Raw genomic sequence first — 13,116 nt, forward strand, 5'->3', positions numbered from 1 at the left:
AGCCCTATTCGTCGTTCTCGAGCTCGGCCATGACCTCGTCGGAGGCGTCGAAGTTCGTGTAGATGTTCTGCACGTCGTCGGAGTCCTCGAGCGCGTCGATCAGGCGCAGGATCTTGCGGACGCCCTCGGCGTCCACCTCGACCTGCATGGCCGGGTGGAAGACGACGTCGGCCGAGTCGTACTCGATGCCGGCCTCCTGGAGCGCGGTGCGGACCGCGACGAGGTCGGTGGCCTCGCAGAGCACCTCGAAGACGTCACCGGCCTCGGTGATCTCTTCGCCGCCGGCGTCGAGCACAGCCTCCAGGACGGAGTCCTCGTCGGTCCCGTCCTTGGGGACGAGCACGACGCCCTTGCGGGAGAAGAGGTAGGCGACCGAGCCGGGGTCGGCAAGCTGTCCGCCGCTGCGGCTGAAGGCGATGCGCACCTCGGCCGCCGCGCGGTTGCGGTTGTCGGTCAGACACTCCACGAGCATCGCCACGCCGCCGGGGGCGTAGCCCTCGTAGATGATGGTCTGGTAGTCGGCGCCGCCGGCCTCCTGACCAGAGCCGCGCTTGACCGCACGGTCGATGTTGTCGTTGGGGACCGAGGTCTTCTTGGCCTTCTGGATGGCGTCGAAGAGCGTCGGGTTGCCAATGACGTCACCGCCGCCGGTGCGCGCCGCGACCTCGATGTTCTTGACGAGCTTGGCAAAGAGCTTTCCACGCCGGGCGTCGACAACAGCCTTCTTGTGCTTCGTGGTGGCCCATTTGGAGTGACCTGACATCGCTTAGTACTCCCTACGAACGATCGAGACGAACAATTCATGGATGCGACCGTCCCCGGTGATCTCCGGATGGAACGACGTCGCCAACAAGGCGTCCTGACGGACTCCGACAATCCTACCGGCGGCCGGGCCTGACGTGATCGTCGCGATCACCTGGGCGGACGGGCCCACGGACTCGACCCACGGCGCGCGGATGAACGCGGCGTGGACCGGCGGTCCGGGCACCCCTTCGACGGCGACGTCCGTCTCGAAGGAGTCCACCTGCCGGCCGAAGGCATTGCGGCGCACGGTGAGGTCCATCCCGCCCAGGGTCTGCTGGTCGGCCGCGCCGTCCAGGACGCGGTCGGCGAGCAGGATCATCCCGGCGCAGGACCCGTAGACGGGCAGGCCGCCCGCTATGGCCGCGCGCAGCGGGTCGAAGAGGTCGAAGATCCGCAGCAGCTTGTCGATGGTCGTGGACTCCCCGCCCGGGATCACGAGCCCGTCGACCTGGGCGAGCTCGCTGACCCGGCGCACCGTCACGGCGCTCGCGCCGGCCAGCTCGAGGGCGGCGACGTGCTCGCGGACATCACCTTGCAGGGCGAGGACCCCGATCTGTGGCTTCACGGGGAGCAACTGTACGCGGGCACGGATGGGGCTGAGCTCCCCATTGCAGCGTTCCCAGCGTGATGGGACGATCCCAGAGATGAGCCAGCCATATCCAGGACAGCAGCAGCCCAACCCCTTCGGCGCGCCCGGGCCGGGCGTGCCTGGGCCGGGCGGGCAGGCCGGTCCGTATGGTCAGCCGGGTCCGTACGGGCCCGGTCCGTACGGGCCCGGTCCGTACGGGCAGCCGGGTCTGTATGGCCAGCCGCCGGTCCCCTCTCGCCCGCCCGCCACCTCCACGACCGGACCCAAGGTCATGACCTTCATAGGGATCGGCCTGATCCTGGTGGCCGTCGCCGCTCTGATCGTCGGGATCACCCAGGTAGCCGGTGCGATCTCCGGGGTGACCAACCCGGCCAACTCTCCCTACGCGCTCGCCCACGCGACCCTGCCCGGCTCGCTGGAGTTCCATGGTGGCGCCGGAGAGGACTATGCACTCCTGTACACGACCACGTCCGCCGGCTCGATCGACGTCAACGACCTCGAGGTGATCGGTCCGGACGGAGCCAAGATCGACGTATCCCTGAGCTCCTTCACCTTTGACAAGAACACCACCAACTCCCAGTCGTCCTCCCGCGCCGCGACCTTCACTGCTCCCGAGGACGGCGTCTACACCGTGAGCGTGACGGGTGGCTCGGCAGACGCGTCCGGCAGCATCGCGGTCGTCAACGCCTCCGAGCTCGCCACAATCTTCGGCAAGACGGCCATCGGTGTTGTCTTCATCGTCGGGGCGGCCCTGTGCGGCGTGCTCGGCCTGGGCCTGACCATCGCCGGCGCCATCTGGTGGAATCTGCGCCGCAAGGCTCGGGCACAGTTGGGGCAGGCGGGGCGCTGGCCGACCGGACCGACCCCACCCGCCGCTCATGGACCTCTCTCCTCATAGCCACCGCCATAGGCGCGGCGGAGAGGAAATGCGCATCGTCCTTGCCGTACTCACCCCGCGCTCCCCCGTGTGCTGCACCCTTGCAAATTTCTGACTAGGGTCGGCGTCGAATGTGTCGGCGTCGTCGAGCGAGACGACGTGCTCATCTCGATGATCTGAGCAAAGTCGGAGACAATGAATTTCCAGAGGATCCAGCGTCCGGATATTTCGCGTCCATCAATTCACCAGACATTCTTGCTCCGATCGGTGCGGATCCGCACGAGGCGGCACGCGGGCACGGCATCCGCCGTCGGGATCGCGACACCACCGGGCGCCAGCTTCGGTGCGCTCGCGCCGGACCCGTCATGGTTGCTCGCATCCCGGCGAAGCATCGGCGCCAACCCGCCATTCGCACAGTTCGATGCCCCAGTCCGATCCGATCGTGTCGGAGAGGCAAGGTTCGCCGGGTTGGAGCGCTGGAGCGACCGCCACCCTGTCTTGCCCCGGGCAGCCCGGCCCGGCCCGCCGCGAGACCTCCCCCGACGACGTTGCACGTGAAGGTCAACACGCCTCACCAAGGTCCAATGGCTACCCCAACAAAATATCCATACTGCATATTCAAAACTCTTGTCGGAGCCACATTCTTTCGATAGAATTGGCAGATAGCCAATAGGGCAGGTTTTGACAGAGGTAGGAGGTGTGCGATGGGACCGATGAATATATCGTCTCACGTTTCCGCACCTGCCCCTGTGCACATTGAATGCGCCCCTGGCGTATGGGCCGACGTGGCGGCGCGTCCGGCGACCACGCTCGTCGAGGATCACCTTGAGACGGCGTTCGAGGACTTGATCCGTTCGAGTTGGCCGGGCGCGTCGGAGGCACCTGCGTCGGGCAAGAGTGCGTCCGGTAGGCGCGCGTCGCGTGAGGAGGTCTGCGCGTGCGCGGTCCCAACGGACGGCGGTCTGTGCGTAGGCCCTGCAGATCCCGCAGGCGCTCCCTCGTCGTCATTCTCCGCGTCGCCCTTGCCGGACCCGGACGTGGCCGCCGCTGCGGAGTTCGCCGCTACTAACCTCACCGTTGACAACCTCGCTGCTGCCAACCTCGCTGACCTTGGCGCGTCTGAGGGTCTGTTGGCGCAGTTGGATCGGTTGGAGGCGGCGGTTGAGGCGATCGCATCCGGCGATCCATCGACGCTGCCGGGGTCCCTGGCAGCGGAGGTCTCGCAGCGGGTGCGCCGGGCGACCGACCGGTTGGGCGCCCAACGCTTGGTGTTGATAGGTCAGATCGAAGCTGAGGGGTCATGGCGGGTGGACACGATGCACTCCTTCTCGTCGTGGCTAGCGTCGCGGGAACGCTTGTCCCAGGCGTTGGCGCAGCGGACGGTCGGGGCGGCGCGGGCGTTGCGTGAGCACCTGCCCGCGACCGCTGCTGCGGCGTGCGCCGGGGAGATCACCGCCGAGCACGTGACGATCATGGTGAAAGCCACAGCCACGCAGACGTTGTGTGAGGCGCTGGCCGGGCCGGTGAGCAGTGACACCCCGGAGACCGGTGATTCCCCTTCGGCCAGTGACACCCCGGCGGGGCCGGTGTGCACAGGTGAACAGATGCTCCTGGCGCTCACCGCGACGTGGAAGATCGGTGAGTTTGGCAAGTTCGTCAAGAGGTTCACCGTCGTCGGTGACCCGGAGGCGCAGGAGAAGGCGTTCAAGGACGCGGTCGAGCGGGAGTTCTTGCAGATCTCACCGACGTTGGGTGGGATGCAGATCAGCGGGTTCGTCGCGACCGAGAACGGTCAGCTGCTGATCGCCGCGCTGCGTGCGGTAGCCGCTGTGCCTGCCGCCGGCTCTCTCGTTCCGGCGGACCTGCGCCGCCTCGAGGCGTGGCTCGACCTGTCCCGCCGTTTCCTGGACGGCGGGTTCGCCGGCAAAGGCGCGAACGTCCGCCCGCACCTGTCGGTCCACATCACCTGGGAAGAGTTCAAGAACCTCTACGCCAACACGACCACCGGCGACGACGACGCGACCGACGCAGATGGCCACGGAGGCATCGGCACTGACCATGCGGGTTCAGGAGCCAGCCGCACCGGCCCCGGTACGACCGGCACCGGCTCCCAGACCTGGTCACCCGAAGACCTGGAAGCCCGCCTTCGGGCCGGGTTCGCGACCTGGGAGGACGGAACCGGGCCCATCCCGGACGCGGTCCTGAGGCGGATCGCGTGCGATGGGGAGATCACCCGGATCATCTTTGGTCCCGACTCCCAGATCCTCAACATCGGCCGGTCGAAACGCACCTTCACCAAGGAGCATCGCCGCGCCATCGTCGCCCGCGACCGGCACTGCGTCTGGCCGGGCTGCGACGCGCCACCGAATGTCTGCGAGATCCACCACGCCATCCGCCACTGGGCCGACAACGGAGACACCACACCCTCCAACGGGGCACTGCTCTGCCGTCACCACCACCACCGCGTCGACGGCGAGAACATCGCCATGACCTACAACAACGGCTGGCACGTCAACACACCCGACAGCTACCGCACTTGATGCCCGGCCCCCTGCCCTCAACCGGCACCGCCGATGGCGGCACCGCCGGCACGACCCAGACCTCCCCGTCCGGCAGATGAGAGTCCTCGCTAGTACAGGGGATCAGTCGTCGCGCTCCACACCGATCACTCGCACCACACCGTCCCAGCCGTGGGCGAGCTCGTCCAAGAGATCGGGCAGCGAGTGGGGAAAGACCTCCTGCGGCGCAGCGCGCAGCTGGGCCGGGCTCATCCATGCCATCTCGTCGATGAAGCTCACCTCGAGCTCGGTCCACCCCGCCCGGGTGAGCTCGTTCTCCTGGGGCGACACGCGCGCGAGGAAGAACTCCTCGTGCTGGAGGCAGTGCTCCCGCGCGAAGTCGAAGATCGCCGAACGCGTGAGGACCGGCCCTTCGAGCTGGTCCGGCGACAAGACGATGCCGGTCTCCTCGCGGACCTCACGGACCGCAGCCTGCCGCGGGGTCTCCCCCGCGTCGATCCCGCCACCGACCGTGAACCACCAGCTCCGGGTGGGTTCGTCCCCGTCATGTCCGCGCACGAGGAGTGTCCGCCCGCCCGAGTCCATGAGCAGGACTCGGGCGGCGTGCCGGGTGCGCATGCCGTCGGGACCCCGGAGCCAGCCCTCGTCGAGGTACTCGCTCTCCCCTGTGGGACGGGCCTGCGCAGCTGTCACCAGCCGCGCTCGGCCAGGCGGTGCGGCTCGGGGATCTCCTCGACATTGATACCCACCATTGCCTCACCGAGGCCGCGGGACACGTCGGCGATGACGCCCGGGTCATCGAAGAACGTCGTTGCCTTGACGATCGCCGCGGCGCGCTGGGCGGGGTTGCCGGACTTGAAGATGCCGGAACCGACAAACACACCCTCTGCGCCGAGCTGCATCATCATCGCGGCGTCGGCAGGGGTGGCGATGCCGCCCGCGGTGAACATCACAACGGGGAGCTTACCGGTCCGCGCGACCTCCTTGACCAGCTCGTACGGTGCCTGGAGCTCCTTGGCCGCAACGTACAGCTCGTCCTCGGGCAGCGACGTGAGGTGGCGGATCTGGCCGCGGATAGTGCGCATGTGCGTGGTCGCGTTGGACACGTCGCCGGTCCCGGCCTCGCCCTTGGAACGGATCATCGCGGCGCCCTCGTTGATCCGGCGCAGCGCCTCCCCAAGGTTCGTCGCGCCACAGACGAAGGGAGCGGTGAAGCTCCACTTGTCGATGTGGTGGGCGTAGTCGGCCGGAGTGAGGACCTCGGACTCGTCGATGTAGTCGACGCCCAGGGACTGCAGCACCTGCGCCTCGACGAAGTGCCCGATCCGCGCCTTCGCCATGACCGGGATGGACACCGTGGCGATGATCGCGTCGATCATGTCCGGGTCGCTCATCCGCGACACCCCGCCCTGAGCCCGGATGTCGGCGGGCACCCGCTCGAGCGCCATGACCGCGACCGCTCCAGCGTCCTCGGCGATCCGGGCCTGCTCAGGGGTGACCACGTCCATGATGACGCCGCCCTTGAGCATCTCGGCCATGCCGCGCTTGACCCGGGCGCTGCCGACGACGGCGTCGTTCGCGCTGCTGGTGGCCTCAGGTGATGTGTTCTCGCTTGGCACAACAAACCTCACTCGGTCAGGTCGGAGCGCCGCAGCCCGTTGACCACGACAGTGGGGACGATCCTACGCCGCCGAGGCGGGCGAAACGCCGGAATGTCCAGAAGAGGTCCCGGGGCGCCGCAGCCCGGCAGGCCAGGCGTCGTCGAACTCGACGGTCTGCGGCATCGCCGCGTGCCCGGCGAGGCGCACAGTTCGCACCAGGACCTTGGCCCGCACGCGCTGCGCCTGGGCCACGGCCTCGTTGTGGAAGCGACGAGCCAGCTGCACCCGGTACCAGGCGGCGGCGACCGCGTCGAGCAATGGCGCGCTGTCGGGCGAGGCGTAGAGCTCCTCCGTCTCGGCCGCGTCGTCGAGGACGGTGCGCAGGGTCGCGGACAGGACGCTCTCGGCCTGCGCACGCTGGTCGCCCAACCCGCTGTCCAGGGCGTGGGAGACCGAGGTGCGCGACGGCGCCCGCTTGGTCTGTGCGTCCAGCCGGGTCGAGAGGATGAGGTCCGCGAGGTCGGGGACCGCTGCCGCGAGCTCGCGTTCGCCGGAGTCCGCGCCCGAGGACGCCTCCCGCGCGGCCTCCACGAGCAGGACCGAGCTCACCGGGTCCAGCACGCCCGACGTCGCAAGCTCAGCCGCGGCGGCGGAGCGGCGCACGAGCTGGGCGTCCAGGGCGAGGCGGGACGCGACAACCTTGCGGTGCAGCCGGTCCAGCCGGGTCGCCGACACCCAGACGAGCCAGCCCACAACGACCAGGACACAGCCGACCACGACCAAGATCTCTGACCACGTCATCGCGTGACCTCCGTCCATCCGCGTCGCCGGGTCGAGGAGGGATCCTCCTCGACGCCGCCCAGGGCCCGCGAGGCCTCCAGGACCATCTCGTAGACCGTGAGCACCTGCGCGGTGACCGTCGACCAGTCGTACTGCCGGACCGCCGTGGAGGCCAGCGCGGACAGCCTGGCCCGTTCGTCGGGATCGGCGAGGGCCTCGCAGACCACCCTGGCCAGGTCGGCCGAGTCGCCCGCCTGGAAGACGTAACCGGCCCGACCGTCGTCGAGCACACGCTGGAAGGCGCCGAGGTCGCTCGCCACGACGCACGCGCCGGCGCTCATCGCCTCCACGAGCACGATGCCGAAGCTCTCGCCCCCGGTCTGGGGGGCGATGTACAGGTCGACCGAGGACAGCAGCTGGGCCTTCTCCTCGTCGGAGATCGACCCGAGGAACTCGACCGAGCGAGCCAGCTCGGGGCCAAGCGTCTCGATGGCAAGGTCACGTCCCTCGTCGCCACGGCCGGCCACCAAAAAGCGGGCACCGGGCACTTGCCGCACGATCTCCGGGACCGCGGCGGTCAGGACCGGCAGACCCTTGCGGGACTCGTCGAGGCGTCCCAGGAAGGCGACGGTCGGCGCCTGGGGAGTGCCCACCCATGCCGGGTTTGCGCTGGCGGCTGCGAAGGTGTCGACGTAGACGCCGTTCGGGATGACGACCGCGTCGCCGCCCATGTGCTCGATCAGGGTGCGGCGGGCGTCCTCGGACACCGCGATCCGCGCGGAGATCTTCTCGAGCGACTGACGCACGAGCGGGTAGGCGGCCTGCAGCGCCCGGGAGCGGATGAGCGCGGTGTGGAAGGTGGCCACGATCGGCCCGCGGGCGATCCACAGCGCGAGCATGCTCAGGCTCGGGGTGACCGGCTCGTGCAGGTGCAGCACGTCGAACTCCCCCTCCTTGAGCCAGCGGCGCACCCGCGCGGCGGTCCGCGGACCGAAGGTCATCCGGGCCACGGCGCCGTTGTACTTGACCGGGATCGCCTTGCCCGCGGACGTGATGTAGTCCGGGATCGGGGTGTCCTCGTCGGCCGGGGCGAGCACGGAGACGGAGTGGCCCTGGGCCATGAGCGCCTCGGCGAGATCGCGGATGTGGAACTGCACCCCTCCCGGAACGTCGAAGGAATAGGGGCAGACGATGCCCACCCGAAGACTGCGCGAGGCCATCGTCACTCCGTCTCCTGCCGTTCCGGCAGGGGTTGGTCGGCCTGTGCGGCCGCGGTCGAGCGGGCATAACGGTCGGCGTCGAGGTCGTCGATGAACACCTTCTGGAGCATGTGCCAGTCCTGGGGGAACTCGCGGATGTCCTCGCTCAGCGCGCTGACCCAGCCCTGCGTCATGGCCGCGATCCGCTCGTTCTTGCTTCCCTCGGTGGCCACGGCCACCGGTGGGTGGAAGCGGATGACGATTCCCCACGGGGTGCCCGCCGCGCGACGTCGGGCACCGGTGAGGCGTTCGTAGAAGATGCCCGCCGGGATGAGCGGGGCGCCGCAGGCCACCGCGAGGGCCGCGGGGCCGGCGGCGACGCGGGCCCGGTGACCGAGGTAGTCCACCTCGATGCCGTTGCGGCTGAGGTCCCGGTCGGCCAGCAGGCAGACGATCCGCGCGCCGGACGCATTGCCGTCCGAGGCACCGCCCCGCGCGGCGCGCATGAGCTCGCGGAACACGCCCGGGTCGCCCGCGGTGAGGATCTCCATGCCCAGCCCCTGGCGGAAAGCCAGGAACTCCTGGTAGACCTCGGGCGGCTCGAGCCGCTCGGCGACCGTGAGGACCGGGGCGATGTGCTTGCTCGCATAGACCCCCGCGAGGTCCCAGTTGCCCTGATGGGTCAGGGCGAGGACCGGCGTCACGCCCGCGGCGATGAACTGGGAGCACTCGTCGTAGTTCTCCAGCCGGACCCGCGCCTCGATCTGGGCCGGGCGCGCGTGGCGCAGCACGAAGGCCTCGCCGTAGTAGCGCATGTAGGACCGCATGCCCGCACGGGTCAGCGCGCGCAGCTCCCGCTCGGTCGCCTCCGGGCGCACCCGGGCGAGGTTCTTGCGCAGCTGCCCGACGCCGCCCGCCCCGGCCAGGCACGCGACGTCGGCTCCGAGCGTGATGAGTCCGCGAAGAAGTGGGCCGGGCACCTTGCCGGCGTGCCGCCATGCCAGGTGGAAGATGGTTCCCGAGCTGATCGCCATCTGTTCAGGCCTCGCTCGGGGCGCTCGGGGAGACCGCTCGTGCAGCGAGGGCCTGGGTGCGGACCGTGGCCATCCGCTGGAGGACGGTGACCAGGCTCGCCGCGGCGAGCAGCGACAGCAGGGCAAGCAGGACCCAGACCGGCAGCCCGAAGCCGACCACCCCGGCCGCGACGAGGGAGACCACGAGCCGTTCCCCGCGTTCGGCGATGCCGACGTTCGCGGTCATGCCCAGCCCCTCGGCGCGGGCTCGCGCATAGGAGACCATCGATCCCAGGACGAGGCAGGTCAGCGCCACGATCGTGCCGAACCTGCGGACGGCGCCGTCGGTCTGCAGCAGGAAGTACCCGGCAAGACCGCAGAAGATCGCGGCGTCGGCCAGCCGGTCGAGGGTCGAGTCCAGGAAGGCGCCCCACGGTCCCGAGCGTCCGGCGAGGCGGGCCATCGTCCCGTCGAGGGAGTCGAGGAAGGCGAACAGGGCGATGACGATCGCACCGACGGCTAGATGGCCGGTCGGGAAGGCCCACAGCGCAGTCACGAGCACGCCGATCGTCCCGAAGACCGTGACGGCGTCCGGAGAGACGCCCATCCTCAGCAGGACGCGCGCCAACGGGTTGAAGAGGGTCGTCATGACGCCCCTCAGTCGGCTCAGCACAGCGGCTACTCCTCGGTGTCGATCGGTGCGGGCGCCGGCCACCGGGCGGCGAGCAGGTCGCGGGTCTGGGACAGCAGCTGCGGCAACGCCTTGGTCTGGGCGACGACGGGCAGGAAGTTCGCGTCCCCAGCCCAGCGGGGAACCACGTGCTGGTGCAGGTGCGCGGCGATCCCGGCCCCGGCCACCTCACCCTGGTTCATGCCGAGGTTGAAGCCGTGCGGGGCCGAAACCTCACGCACCACGCGCATGGCCGTGCGGGTCAGCTCGGCGACCTCGGCGACCTCGTCCGTCGTCAGATCGGTGTAGTCCGCGACGTGCCGATAGGGGCACACGAGCAGGTGACCGGCGTTGTACGGGTAGAGATTGAGGACCACATAGGCCAACCGCCCGCGCGCGACGATGAGGGCGGTCTCGTCGTCGCGCGCGGGGATGGTGCAGAACGGGCAGGACGCCTCAGAGGCGTCCGCCGGCTTGTCCTGACCGCCGATGTATACCATCCGGTGCGGCGTCCACAGTCGGTCAAAACCGTCGGGGACGCCGGGATGGTCGGCTGCGGACTCGCTCACACCTGGACCCGGTCACGCACGGCCGCGAGGACCCGCTCGATCGCCTCGGCGACGGGTACGCCGTTGTCCTGGCGTCCGTCGCGGTAGCGGAAGGAGACAGCGCCGGCCTCGGCGTCCTCTCCCCCGGCGATGAGCACGAAGGGAATCTTCTGCGTGCTCGCGGTGCGGATCTTCTTGGCGAAGCGGTCCGTGCTGTCGTCGAGGTCCGCCCGGATGCCGTTCTTGCGCAACTGCGCGACGACGTCAGCCAGGTAGTCGTTGAAGGGCTCGGCGACCGGGACTGCAAGGACCTGGACGGGAGCGAGCCAGGCCGGGAACGCACCGGCGTAGTGCTCGGTGAGCACTGCGAAGAAGCGTTCGATCGAGCCGAAGAGGGCCCGGTGGATCATCACGGGACGCTGACGTGTGCCGTCCGCTGCGGCGTACTCGAGGTCGAAGAGCTCAGGCAGGTTGAAGTCGAGCTGGATGGTCGACATCTGCCACGTGCGCCCGATCGCGTCCTTCGCCTGGACGGAAATCTTCGGGCCGTAGAACGCGGCGCCGCCCGGGTCGGCCACGAGCTCGAGGCCCGAGGCGAGCCCGACCTCCTCGAGGGTGCGGGTCGCGATCTCCCACGCCTCATCGGTGCCGACCGACTTGTTGGGGTCGCGGGTCGACAGCTCGAGGTAGAAGTCGCTGAGGCCGTAGTCCTTGAGCAGGTCCAGGACGAAGTTCAGCGCATCGGTCAGCTCGGACTTCATCTGGTCGCTCGTGCAGTAGATGTGAGCGTCGTCCTGGGTGAAGCCGCGGGCCCGGGTCAGGCCGTGCACCACGCCGGACTTCTCGTAGCGGTAGACCGTCCCGAACTCGAAGAGCCGCAGCGGCAGCTCGCGGTAGGACCGCCCACGCGCGGCGAAGATGAGGTTGTGCATGGGGCAGTTCATCGGCTTGAGGTAGTAGTTCTGACCGGCCTTGCGCACGTTGCCGTCGGCGTCAAGCTCGGCGTCGAGGTGCATGGGCGGGTACATGCCGTCGGCGTACCAGTCCAGGTGCCCGGAGATCTGGTACAGCTTCTCCTTGGTGATGTGCGGGGTGTTGACGAAGGAGTAGCCCGCCTCGATGTGGCGCTGGCGGGAGTACTGCTCCATCTCGTTGCGGATGATGCCGCCCTTGGGGTGGAACACCGCGAGCCCGGAGCCCATCTCGTCCGGGAAGGAGAAGAGGTCGAGCTCGGTGCCCAGGCGGCGGTGGTCGCGGCGCTCGGCCTCGGCCACGCGCTCGAGGTACTCCTTGAGCTCGTCCTTGGTGGGCCAGGCCGTCCCGTAGATGCGCTGGAGCTGGGGGTTCTTCTCGCTGCCGCGCCAGTAGGCCGCGGCGCTGCGCAAAAGCTGGTAGCCGTTGCCGATGAGCCGGGTGCTGGGCAGGTGCGGGCCGCGGCACAGGTCCGACCATGCGACGTCGCCGTTGCGGCGGACGTTCTCGTAGATGCTCAGCTCGCCCGCGCCGACCTCGACGTCGGCGCCCTCGCCCGCGGTCTCGCTCGAGCTCTTGAGCCCGACGAGCTCGACCTTGTACGGCTCCCCCGCGAGCTCGGTGAGCGCGTCGGCGTCGGTGACCACGCGACGTCGGAACGTCTGGCCTTCCTTGACGATCCGCATCATGGCCTTCTCGAGGGCCTTGAGGTCCTCGGGGGTGAAGGGCTCGGCGACGTCGAAGTCGTAGTAGAAGCCGTCCGTGATGGGCGGGCCGATGCCGAGCTTGGCGCTCGGGTTGACCTGCTGGACCGCCTGCGCGAGCACGTGCGCGGCCGAGTGTCGCAGCACGGCGAGACCGTCCGGGGAGTCGATGGTCACGGATTCCACCACGGCGCCGTCGACCAGCTCGGTCGCCAGGTCCTTGAGCTCGCCGGCGATCCGCACGACGACGACGTCGCGGCGCTCGGTGAACAGCTCCGCTGCGGTCGTGCCCGTGGTCACCGTGGTCTGCTCGCCGTCGAGGGTGATGGTTACCTGGGGCTGCAGCAGCGGCGGCTGGGACACGGTGGTCTTCTCCTGGATCGATCGAGGGGCCCGCTCGTGCGAGCGTGCCCCTCGATGTTACCGATGTTGGCCCGCAACGCGTGCCACGACCACACCCGTCTGGTCGCCGATGTGGGGAATCCGTCAGTCGTTGGCTTCCTTGGCCTTCTCCGCCAAGGTGTCCACGTGCCCGTCGATCGAGTCGGGCGCGACCGACTTGATCTTGTCCGCGATGACGTCGATCTTGTCGTCGGTGAGGAACTCCTTCGCCTTGCCGACGAGGTCGCCCAGCCCGCCCTTGGTCTCTTCGCTCATTTCAGCTCCAGCCGCTCGGTGTTGCCTCGGTCGACAACGCTCGTTGCGAAAGTACCGCGGGACAGCTAATCTCACGACCGCTGGCGGGCCCCGCGAATCCCCGAGGGTGCGCATGTGACAATTGAGGCAGTTCTCCGGATGTACTGATATGACTCGCACCCACCACACCCGCGCCCGGCGTAC

At 69.0% G+C, this 13,116-nt stretch carries 13 protein-coding genes; 2 read left to right on the forward strand and 11 right to left on the reverse strand.

All coding sequences use genetic code 11. The features are described from left to right. Positions 1-4 precede the first annotated feature (4 nt). Both BLQ50_RS05650 and pdxT read right to left on the reverse strand, forming a co-directional pair. Positions 5-763, reverse strand: a complete 759-nt coding sequence (locus tag BLQ50_RS05650) for a YebC/PmpR family DNA-binding transcriptional regulator (protein ID WP_093181979.1) — start codon at positions 761-763, stop codon at positions 5-7. Between the two features lie 3 nt (positions 764-766). Beyond that, positions 767-1,369, reverse strand: coding sequence for a pyridoxal 5'-phosphate synthase glutaminase subunit PdxT (gene pdxT, locus BLQ50_RS05655; protein WP_093181981.1), 603 nt, complete (start codon positions 1,367-1,369; stop codon positions 767-769). Between the two features lie 79 nt (positions 1,370-1,448). Between pdxT and BLQ50_RS05660 the strand changes: the two genes are divergently transcribed. Beyond that, on the forward strand, positions 1,449-2,291 hold the full coding sequence (locus BLQ50_RS05660) for a hypothetical protein (protein WP_093181983.1): 843 nt from the start codon (positions 1,449-1,451) through the stop codon (positions 2,289-2,291). Positions 2,292-2,983: 692 nt separating this feature from the next. Further along, positions 2,984-4,810, forward strand: coding sequence for an HNH endonuclease signature motif containing protein (locus tag BLQ50_RS05665; RefSeq protein WP_245700925.1), 1,827 nt, complete (start codon positions 2,984-2,986; stop codon positions 4,808-4,810). A gap of 102 nt (positions 4,811-4,912) precedes the next feature. Here the strand turns inward: BLQ50_RS05665 and BLQ50_RS05670 are convergent, their stop codons facing one another. From BLQ50_RS05670 to BLQ50_RS18565, 9 genes are all read right to left on the reverse strand, one after another. Further along, positions 4,913-5,482 (reverse strand): NUDIX hydrolase, encoded by a 570-nt coding sequence (locus BLQ50_RS05670; RefSeq protein ID WP_245700926.1) that lies wholly within the window; start codon positions 5,480-5,482, stop codon positions 4,913-4,915. Then, on the reverse strand, positions 5,479-6,408 hold the full coding sequence (gene pdxS / locus BLQ50_RS05675) for a pyridoxal 5'-phosphate synthase lyase subunit PdxS (protein ID WP_093181987.1): 930 nt from the start codon (positions 6,406-6,408) through the stop codon (positions 5,479-5,481). Before pdxS ends, BLQ50_RS05670 begins: the two co-directional genes overlap by 4 nt. A gap of 63 nt (positions 6,409-6,471) precedes the next feature. Further along, positions 6,472-7,191 (reverse strand): hypothetical protein, encoded by a 720-nt coding sequence (locus BLQ50_RS05680; RefSeq protein ID WP_093182581.1) that lies wholly within the window; start codon positions 7,189-7,191, stop codon positions 6,472-6,474. Next, entirely contained in the window at positions 7,188-8,390 is a 1,203-nt protein-coding gene (locus BLQ50_RS05685) for a glycosyltransferase family 4 protein (RefSeq protein ID WP_093181988.1), read from the reverse strand. The genes BLQ50_RS05680 and BLQ50_RS05685 overlap by 4 nt, the downstream gene beginning before the upstream one ends. A gap of 2 nt (positions 8,391-8,392) precedes the next feature. Then, positions 8,393-9,403, reverse strand: a complete 1,011-nt coding sequence (locus tag BLQ50_RS05690) for a phosphatidylinositol mannoside acyltransferase (protein WP_093181990.1) — start codon at positions 9,401-9,403, stop codon at positions 8,393-8,395. 4 nt (positions 9,404-9,407) lie between these two features. Continuing rightward, complete coding sequence (pgsA, locus tag BLQ50_RS05695) at positions 9,408-10,055, reverse strand: phosphatidylinositol phosphate synthase (RefSeq protein ID WP_093181992.1); 648 nt, start codon at positions 10,053-10,055, stop codon at positions 9,408-9,410. A gap of 5 nt (positions 10,056-10,060) precedes the next feature. Next, entirely contained in the window at positions 10,061-10,621 is a 561-nt protein-coding gene (locus BLQ50_RS05700; protein ID WP_093181994.1) for an HIT family protein, read from the reverse strand. Further along, the gene (thrS, locus tag BLQ50_RS05705; protein ID WP_425424078.1) at positions 10,618-12,639 is read right to left on the reverse strand and encodes a threonine--tRNA ligase; all 2,022 of its coding nucleotides are present in this window, start codon (positions 12,637-12,639) and stop codon (positions 10,618-10,620) included. The genes BLQ50_RS05700 and thrS overlap by 4 nt, the downstream gene beginning before the upstream one ends. A gap of 123 nt (positions 12,640-12,762) precedes the next feature. Beyond that, the gene (locus BLQ50_RS18565; protein WP_175559033.1) at positions 12,763-12,933 is read right to left on the reverse strand and encodes a hypothetical protein; all 171 of its coding nucleotides are present in this window, start codon (positions 12,931-12,933) and stop codon (positions 12,763-12,765) included. Between the last annotated feature and the right edge of the window lie 183 nt (positions 12,934-13,116).

The organism is Sanguibacter gelidistatuariae (genome assembly GCF_900096585.1).
GTDB classification, from domain to species: Bacteria; Actinomycetota; Actinomycetes; order Actinomycetales; family Cellulomonadaceae; genus Sanguibacter; species Sanguibacter gelidistatuariae.

Excerpts from the sequence above, each read along its gene's own strand:
- BLQ50_RS05660 (WP_093181983.1), top strand. The coding sequence starts at position 1,449 with ATGAGCCAGCCATATCCAGGACAGCAGCAGCCCAACCCCTTCGGCGCG.
- BLQ50_RS05680 (WP_093182581.1), bottom strand. The coding sequence starts at position 7,191 with ATGACGTGGTCAGAGATCTTGGTCGTGGTCGGCTGTGTCCTGGTCGTT.
- BLQ50_RS18565 (WP_175559033.1), bottom strand. The coding sequence starts at position 12,933 with ATGAGCGAAGAGACCAAGGGCGGGCTGGGCGACCTCGTCGGCAAGGCG.
- BLQ50_RS05685 (WP_093181988.1), bottom strand. The coding sequence starts at position 8,390 with ATGGCCTCGCGCAGTCTTCGGGTGGGCATCGTCTGCCCCTATTCCTTC.
- BLQ50_RS05665 (WP_245700925.1), top strand. The coding sequence starts at position 2,984 with ATGAATATATCGTCTCACGTTTCCGCACCTGCCCCTGTGCACATTGAA.
- BLQ50_RS05650 (WP_093181979.1), bottom strand. The coding sequence starts at position 763 with ATGTCAGGTCACTCCAAATGGGCCACCACGAAGCACAAGAAGGCTGTT.
- BLQ50_RS05690 (WP_093181990.1), bottom strand. The coding sequence starts at position 9,403 with ATGGCGATCAGCTCGGGAACCATCTTCCACCTGGCATGGCGGCACGCC.